At 61.5% G+C, this 7854-nt stretch carries 5 protein-coding genes; 4 read left to right on the plus strand and 1 reads right to left on the minus strand.

Going from position 1 to position 7854, the window contains the following annotated elements; all coding sequences use genetic code 11:
• The first annotated feature begins 188 nt into the window (after positions 1-188).
• Positions 189-2147 (plus strand): acetate--CoA ligase, encoded by a 1959-nt coding sequence (gene acs / locus IG168_RS01815; protein ID WP_193161422.1) that lies wholly within the window; start codon positions 189-191, stop codon positions 2145-2147.
• 221 nt (positions 2148-2368) lie between these two features.
• A complete protein-coding gene (locus tag IG168_RS01820) occupies positions 2369-3073 on the plus strand; it encodes a response regulator transcription factor (protein ID WP_193161423.1) in 705 nt (234 codons plus the stop codon).
• 185 nt (positions 3074-3258) lie between these two features.
• On the opposite strand, the gene IG168_RS01825 is transcribed toward IG168_RS01820, so the two are convergent.
• Complete coding sequence (locus tag IG168_RS01825; protein ID WP_193161424.1) at positions 3259-6774, minus strand: NahK/ErcS family hybrid sensor histidine kinase/response regulator; 3516 nt, start codon at positions 6772-6774, stop codon at positions 3259-3261.
• A gap of 164 nt (positions 6775-6938) precedes the next feature.
• On the opposite strand from IG168_RS01825, the gene IG168_RS01830 reads away from it, so the two are divergent.
• Both IG168_RS01830 and IG168_RS01835 read left to right on the plus strand, forming a co-directional pair.
• Positions 6939-7232 (plus strand): DUF1540 domain-containing protein, encoded by a 294-nt coding sequence (locus IG168_RS01830; protein ID WP_193161425.1) that lies wholly within the window; start codon positions 6939-6941, stop codon positions 7230-7232.
• A gap of 237 nt (positions 7233-7469) precedes the next feature.
• Positions 7470-7763 carry a DUF1540 domain-containing protein gene (locus tag IG168_RS01835; RefSeq protein WP_193161426.1) on the plus strand — a complete coding sequence of 98 codons (294 nt, stop codon included), beginning with the start codon at positions 7470-7472 and terminating at the stop codon, positions 7761-7763.
• The last annotated feature ends 91 nt before the right edge of the window (positions 7764-7854 follow it).

Raw genomic sequence — 7854 nt, forward strand, 5'->3', positions numbered from 1 at the left:
CTGCTTTGCCGCTGACGATAAAAGCCTGTTGGCTGTCACTTTGGTATTAACCATTGGTCTAAATCCGCCCATCTTTCGACCAATGTCTAAGGACCCATTTCTCCTATTTCGACTTTTGTCTAATACGCCCGACCGCGGCGGACCTGCAGAATGCAATAAACAAGAATGGCAAGATGATGAGGCCCACCGTGTCTGAGCAATCCGTCTACCCCGTCCCGCAGCACTACGCTGACAAGTCCCTGCTGAATGAAGCGGACTACTTCGAACTGTACAACCGCTCCATCACGGACAGTGAAGGCTTCTGGCGCGAACAGGGCCAGCGGCTCGACTGGATCAAGCCCTACACCCAGGTCAAGGACGTCTCCTTCGCCAGGGACGACCTGCATATCCGCTGGTATGCGGACGGCAGCCTGAATGTCGCGGCCAACTGCCTCGACCGCCACCTGGCCGAGCACGCCGACAGCACCGCCATCCTGTGGGTGGGCGACGAGCCCGGTGTCTCACGAGAGATCAGCTATCGCGAACTGCACGCAGATGTGTGCCGCTTCGCCAACGGTCTCAAGTCGCTCGGCGTCCAGAAAGGCGATGTGGTCACCGTTTATATGCCGATGATTCCCGAAGCCGCGGTGGCCATGCTGGCCTGTGCGCGCATCGGCGCAGTGCATTCGGTGGTTTTCGCCGGTTTTTCTCCTGAGGCCCTGGCCGGCCGCATGGACGACGGCAAATCCCGCGTACTGATTACCGCCAATGCCGGTGTGCGCGGTGGCCGCTCGGTGGTGTTGAAAGAAAACGTCGACAAGGCAGTCGAGCTGTGCCGCGAGACTTCCGTGGACAAGGTGGTCGTGGTCAATTACACCAGTGACCAAGTCTCCTGGAACCCGGAACGCGACTGCGACTTCGGCGAACTGGTGGCGCAACAGAGCGACGACTGCCCGGCAGAGGAAATGAACGCGGAGGATCCGCTTTTTATCCTGTATACCTCCGGCTCCACCGGCAAACCCAAGGGTGTGCTGCACACCAGCGGCGGCTACCTCACTTACGCCTCCCTGACACACCAGTACGTCTTTGATTATCGCCGCGGCGAGCGCTACTGGTGTGCCGCGGATATCGGCTGGGTCACCGGTCACTCCTATATCATCTACGGTCCGCTGGCGAACGGCGCCACCACCGTGATGTACGAGGGGGTGCCGAACTATCCCGACGTGACCCGCGTGGCGCAGATTATCGACGAACACAAAATCGAGATTCTCTATATCGCCCCGACTGCCATTCGCGCGCTGATGGCCGAGGGCGACAAGCCTGTCTCGGGGGCAGATCTTTCCAGCCTGCGTCTGCTGGGCACCGTCGGCGAACCGATCAATCCCGAGGCGTGGAAGTGGTATCACCGCACCTTCGGCCGCGGCCGCTGCCCCATCGTCGACACCTGGTGGCAGACCGAAACCGGTGCCGCCATGCTGACGCCGCTGCCCGGTGCCACCGCGCTCAAACCCGGCTCCGCCACCCGCCCCTTCTTCGGTGTACAGCCGGCGCTGGTGGACAACGACGGCAACATTCTCGAAGGCGCCGCCGAGGGCAACCTGGTGCTGCGGGACAGCTGGCCCGGACAGATGCGCACCGTTTTCGGGGATCACCAGCGCTTTATCGACACCTACTTCAGCACCTTTGACGGTATGTATTTCACCGGCGACGGCGCGCGGCGGGATGCCGACGGCTACTACTGGATTACCGGGCGGGTGGATGATGTGCTCAATGTATCCGGCCATCGCATGGGCACCGCCGAACTGGAGAGTGCCCTGGTCGCTCATGAGGCCGTGGCCGAGGCGGCGGTGGTGGGTTACCCCCACGATATCAAGGGCCAGGGTATCTATGTATACGTGACCCTGAACAGTGGACTGGAACCCAGCGAGGAGATGCGCCAGCAACTGCGCAGCTGGCTGCGCAGCGAAATAGGCCCCATCGCCACGCCGGACGTTATCCAGTGGGCGTCCGGCCTGCCCAAGACCCGTTCGGGCAAGATCATGCGCCGTATTCTGCGCAAGATCGCCGCCGACGAGTGCGATCAGCTTGGCGATATCTCCACTCTGGCGGATCCATCAGTGGTGCAGCAACTGATCGACAATCACGCCGAACTGGCACAGACGGCCTGATCACTGTACGCCGTGTGTGGCGGTGCGCACGGCCGTGTCAAAAGCAGTAGCGGTATCGCCTGTGAACGGCGGTACCGCTTCGCCGTTTTCGATAGACAGAAACAATAAGAACAGCTCACAGTATCGGCGTACACTGATAAAAATATAATGTGTGTACGCACTCACTCTCGCCGGCACTTCAGCTTCCGGCGGGAACCATTGATGATGAGGGAGCGATAACCATGCACGCCAACACCAATAATGCGGTGCACAAGTTCATTATCGCCGATGACCACCCGCTGTTTCGCAGCGCCCTGCGCCAGTCCATTACCCAGGCATTCCCGGATGCCGAATTGTACGAGGCGGAGGACATGGACAGCCTGCAGCGCTGCGTAGCCCAACACGGCGATTGCGATCTGCTGTTACTGGATCTGCATATGCCCGGTGCACGGGGGTTCAACGGCCTGATCTTTCTCAGCGGTCAGTATCCGGAGTTGCCGGTGATGGTGGTTTCCGCGAACGAGAAACCAGAGGTCATGTGCCGCGCGATCGATTACGGCGCCTGTGGCTTTCTGCCCAAATCGGCGCCGGTAGAAACAATCAGCACAGCACTACAGCAGGCGCTGGCCGGTGAAATCTGGCTACCACAGGGCGTGGCGGATCAGTGTGCGGCGGAGTCCTCAGACCTGGTGGTTGCCGATGTGGTCGCATCGCTGACACCACAACAGTTCCGCGTCGCCACGATGCTCGCCGAAGGCCTGCTGAACAAGCAGATCGCCTATGAAATGAATGTCACCGAGGCCACGGTCAAGGCGCACCTGACGGCGCTGTTCCGAAAGCTGGACGTCAACTCGCGCACCCAGGCCGTACTGGCGCTCGGCAGCCTGGATGTGGAACCGCCCGGACAGTTCACGCCGCCACCGAAACACGCGCCGGCACACGCCTGACCGATCCTTTGATTTGCGGGCGGGGTCTGCATGATGATCGACTCCGCTTACAGCGTCGTGCGTTAGGAATCGAAGGCAAAGTGCTGGGGACTGGATTTCGAAATACAGTCCCCAGTGCTTTACCGCCACCGGGTCACACCAGAACACAACTCGCCTTCCGATCTGCCTACAGAGCGAAAACGCCCCTACGATTCCACTGCTGCTGCAGTCCGCCGCGCCAACCGCCGCACCAGGTTGCGCAGTGCCGCCGGCTTGACGGGTTTGGACAGATAGAAACAGCCGCGCGCAGCGGCGGCGTCGCGCACCTGTTCGGAAATATCTGCACTGATCAGAATACCCGGCAGGGGTTGCCCCCAGCGTTGATTCAATCCGTCCAGCGCCGCAATACCCGTCTCATTGCAGTCGAGGTGATAATCGACGATCACCAATTGCGGCGGCTGGTCACTGGGCCAGGTATCCAGCGCCTCGCGCAGTGACCGCGCCGCTGTTACCCGGCACCCCCAGCCACTCAGCAGACTCTGCATACCGCGCAGAATCGATTCCTCATTGTCGATACACAGCACCCGGATTCCCGACAGATCGGCGCCGGCAGGCTGCGATTGCGGCTTCAACCGCTTGACGCTTGCCGCCACGCCCAGGGGGACGCGGATAGAGAACATGGCACCGCGCCCCGGCGACGACTGCACATCGATCGGGTGTTGCAGCAGATCCGCGCTGCGCTTGGCGATCGCGAGGCCCAGGCCCAACCCCTTGTCCGCCGGGCGCTCCGCTGAAGTCAGGCGCACGAACTCGTCGAAAATCTGCGCCTGCGCCTCGGGCGCAATGCCGGGACCGGTATCCCAGACCTGGATTTCCAGCTCCTGTCCAAGCTCCCCGCCGCGCCGCCGTGCGCCGAGCAGTACCTTGCCGCGACTGGTGTAGTGCAGCGCGTTGCTCAGGAAATTCTGCAGTATCCGGCGCAACAGGTGGCGATCGGTCTGCACCCACAGACTGCTCGGCCGGTAGCGCAATTGCAGGCCGCGGCTGGCGGCAATAGCCTGGAACTCCACCGTGAGAGCATCCAGCAGTTCACCCACCGGGAAGTGCTCCCGCTTGGGTGTCAGGTTGCCGCCATCCAGCCGGCTGATCTCGCGCAGCGCGCCGATCAGGTGCTCGGCGGTGTTGAGCGCACTGTCGATATGGCCGATATCCTCCAGGGTTTCGTCCCAGTCACTTCGCGCGGCCTTCTGCTGCGCCGAGGCGATGAACAGGCGCGCAGCGTTGATCGGCTGCAACAGGTCGTGACTGGTGTGGGCGAGGAAGCGAGTTTTGGCCGCGTGCAACTCCCGCATCTGGCCTTCCACTTCGGCACGGCGGCGATTCTCCGCCTGTAGCGCCTCGTTGCTCTGCAGCAATTCCGCAGTGCGCAGTTCCACCCGATCTTCCAACGTACGCTGGTTTTCCTCCAGGGCATCCACCGCCGCGCGGTAATCGCTGATATCGGTAAAGGTGGTGACAAAGCCGCCGCCGGGCATCGGGGTACCGCGCACCTCGACGATGCTGCCGTTCGGCAGCCGGCGTTCGAAGCGGTGTGCGCTGCCGTGACGCAGCAGCTCCAGGCGCCTCTGTACCTCGGCCTCCAGGTCAGCGTTCTCGCCATAGAGGCCCCGCTCGGCATTGTGGCGATACAGTTTTTCCACCGGGCAACCGATATAGAGCAACCGCTCCGGGTAATCGAACAGCTCGATATAGTGCTGGTTCCAAGCCACCAGGCGCAGGTCCGCGTCCACCACGCTGATACCCTGGCTGATGGTTTCCACTGTGGTCTGCAGCAGCTCCTGGGAAAAGCGCAGCTTCTGCGAAGTGCCATCCACCAGCCGCGCAATGTCCTCCAACTGGAACGGGCGGTTGGTCCGCAACAAGTCGATAACCTGGTGGGCAGTGGCAGAACCGATAATGCCGGCGAGAATGCTCTCCGCCTCCTGCACGGCAAAACGCGGCGCGGCGTCGTCGGCGAGCAGACGCTGCTGGCTGCGCCGTTCAAAACCATTCCAGATCTGCTCGGACCGTTTGCGGCCGACAAACGGCTGCATAAGGCTCTTCAGCTGGCCGACATTGATTGCGGTCAGCTCCAGGTCAACGCCAGCATTGAGCTCCGACAGTTCGACAAAGGCCTCCGCCTGACGGCGATCGCGCTCCCGGGAGCGACACAGCAGGGACACGGACACAAACAACAACACATTGGCCAACAGACTCCAGAAAACACCGTGGCTGAGCGGATCCAGCCCGCCGAGACCGAACAGTTGCTCCGGCTGCAGCCAGGAGAGCCCGAACAAGCCCTCGCTGAGCACCGCGTGCTGCGGATAGACCGCCGGCAGTACCAGACAGTAGAACCAGAGGCCGTAGCCAGCCACCAGCCCGGCCAGCACGCCGAGGCGGTGGGCCCGGCGCCAGTAGAGAGCGCCGACCAGCGCCGGTGCCAGCTGCGCAGCGGCGGCGAAGGACAGCAGGCCGATGGACGCCAGCGGCGCCACTCCGGTAATGGCCCGGTGCATGCCCCAGCTCATCATCAGCAGCAGCAGAATGCTGAGGCGGCGAATCAAGCGCAGGTGATTACCGAGCGACGCCGCCGACAGCGGTGTGAAACGACTCAGGAACAGCCACAGCGGTGCCACCAACTCGTTGGAGATCATCACCGCCAGGGTCACCGCGGCGACGATCACCATGCCGGTGGCCGCGGAGAAGCCGCCGATATAGGCGAGCAGGGTCAGTGCGTCGTTGCCGCTGGCCATCGGCAGTGTCAGCACCAGGCTATCCGGGTCCAGCAGTCCCTGCGCCAGCATCGGCTGTCCGGCGAGTGCAATGGGCAGTATCAGCAGAGAAAAGAATCCGAGGTAAAGCGGCAGCAGCCAGCGCGCGGTGCGCAGGTCGCGCTGATCCTGAAATTCCACTACCGCCATATGGAACTGGCGCGGCAGGCAAATGATGGCCGCAGTTGCCAGTAGGGTCTGGGTCAGGAAGTTGGCATCGGGAAGCAGAGGGTCCAGGTGCAGTTCGGCGACCCCGAAGTGCTTGCCGCCCACCAGCAACCAGGTGGCAAATGCTGCCACGGCGGCAAAAGCCAACAACTTGACCATCGACTCCAGTGCGATAGCCGCCACTACCCCGCGGTTGCGTTCACGCCCCTCCAGGTGGCGGGTGCCGAACAGCATCGCGAACACGCCCATCAGCAGCGCGGTGGCAAAGGCCGTGTCGAGGTTGAACAGGTCACCGGGCTGTGAGGTCGCGCCGACCGAGTCCCAGGCCATGGTCACTGCGCGCAGCTGCAGCGCGATATACGGCAGGCTGCCGACAATCGCCAGTAGCGTAACGAGCGCCGACAGTCCCTGACTCTTGCCGTAACGGGAGCCGATAAAGTCAGCGATGGAAGTCACCTTCTGCCGTTCACTCACCAGCATCAGCTTGCGCAGGAAGGCGCCACCGAACAGAAACAGCAACATCGGCCCGAGATAGATCGGCAGATAGCTCCAGGTGCTGGTCACGGACTGGCCGACGGCGCCAAAGAAAGTCCAGGAGCTGCAGTAGACAGCCAGGGTCAAGGCATAGATCAGCGGGCGGTAGCGCAGCAGCCACTGCTTGCGGTGCTCGGCCCGCCAGGCCACCGCAAACAGCAGCGCCACGTACACCAGGGCAAAAAACAGCAGGTAGGGCTTACCGATCATTCACTCGCTCCGCGTATGGTTTTTTGACGCGTAAGTGATCTTTATACCCGACCAAAGAGGGGGCCGCCATTAGCGAATGGTCGGTATCCTCGGTGCATTGACAAGGGTCTGAGCTGAACTAGGCTCGAACGTAAAAGATCCCCACTACCCGAGAGAACTTCACCATGATCATTGCGACCGATATGCCCGAAGTCGCCAAATGTGTTATCAGCCAGTGTGCCTACAACGCCAATGATGCCTGCCATGCGCGCGCTATCACTATCGGTGAGGGCGCGGATCCCGACTGCGACACTTTCTTTGACAATGCCAGCCACACTAGCAGCAGCCGCACTGCCGGCGTAGGTGCGTGCAAGATAGACGACTGCACCCACAACCAGGATTTTGAATGCACCGCCGACAGTATTCAGGTGGGATCCAAAGGTAACTCGGTGAACTGCCTGACCTATACCAAGCACTGAATCGACGATCTTTCTCCACCGACCGACATTTGCGGAGTATTCAGTTCTTTAAAGCAGGACGAGGCCGGTAATGCCGGCCATCTCGCGCGCGGCGGCTCAATTGACAAGAAACTGCGCTGAACTAGGCTGCTAGTAGGGCCGGTTAACACCGGCGACGGCACATCCCCGTGCCGCACTCTTAACCCGCCGATAGTAACCGCGGGTTACCAGCAGCCAGATCCGCTTGTGAGGCCCGCGATGATTATTGCCACCGATATGCCGGAAGTCGCCCAGTGCTCTGTCACCCAGTGCGCGTACAATTCCGACGACAGCTGCCACGCCCGCGCCATCACCATTGGCGACGGCGACAATCCCGGTTGCGACACTTATTTCAACAATTCTTCTCATACGCGCAGCCATCGCGCAGCGGGAGTCGGTGCCTGTAAGGTGGAGTCCTGCGACTTTAATGACGATTTCGAGTGCTCTGCAGACAGTATTCAAGTCGGCAAAGAGGGCAAGTCCGTGAAGTGCAAGACCTGTACCTGCCACTAAAGACGGTAACCGGATTGCCCAGTATCCAGGCGGGTGCGAATGGCGGCGGTTTTATCGGCTGCCTGACCTATACCCACTAGGTTCCACCGCA

Source organism: Microbulbifer hainanensis, from assembly GCF_014904735.1.
Classification (GTDB): domain Bacteria; phylum Pseudomonadota; class Gammaproteobacteria; order Pseudomonadales; family Cellvibrionaceae; genus Microbulbifer; species Microbulbifer hainanensis.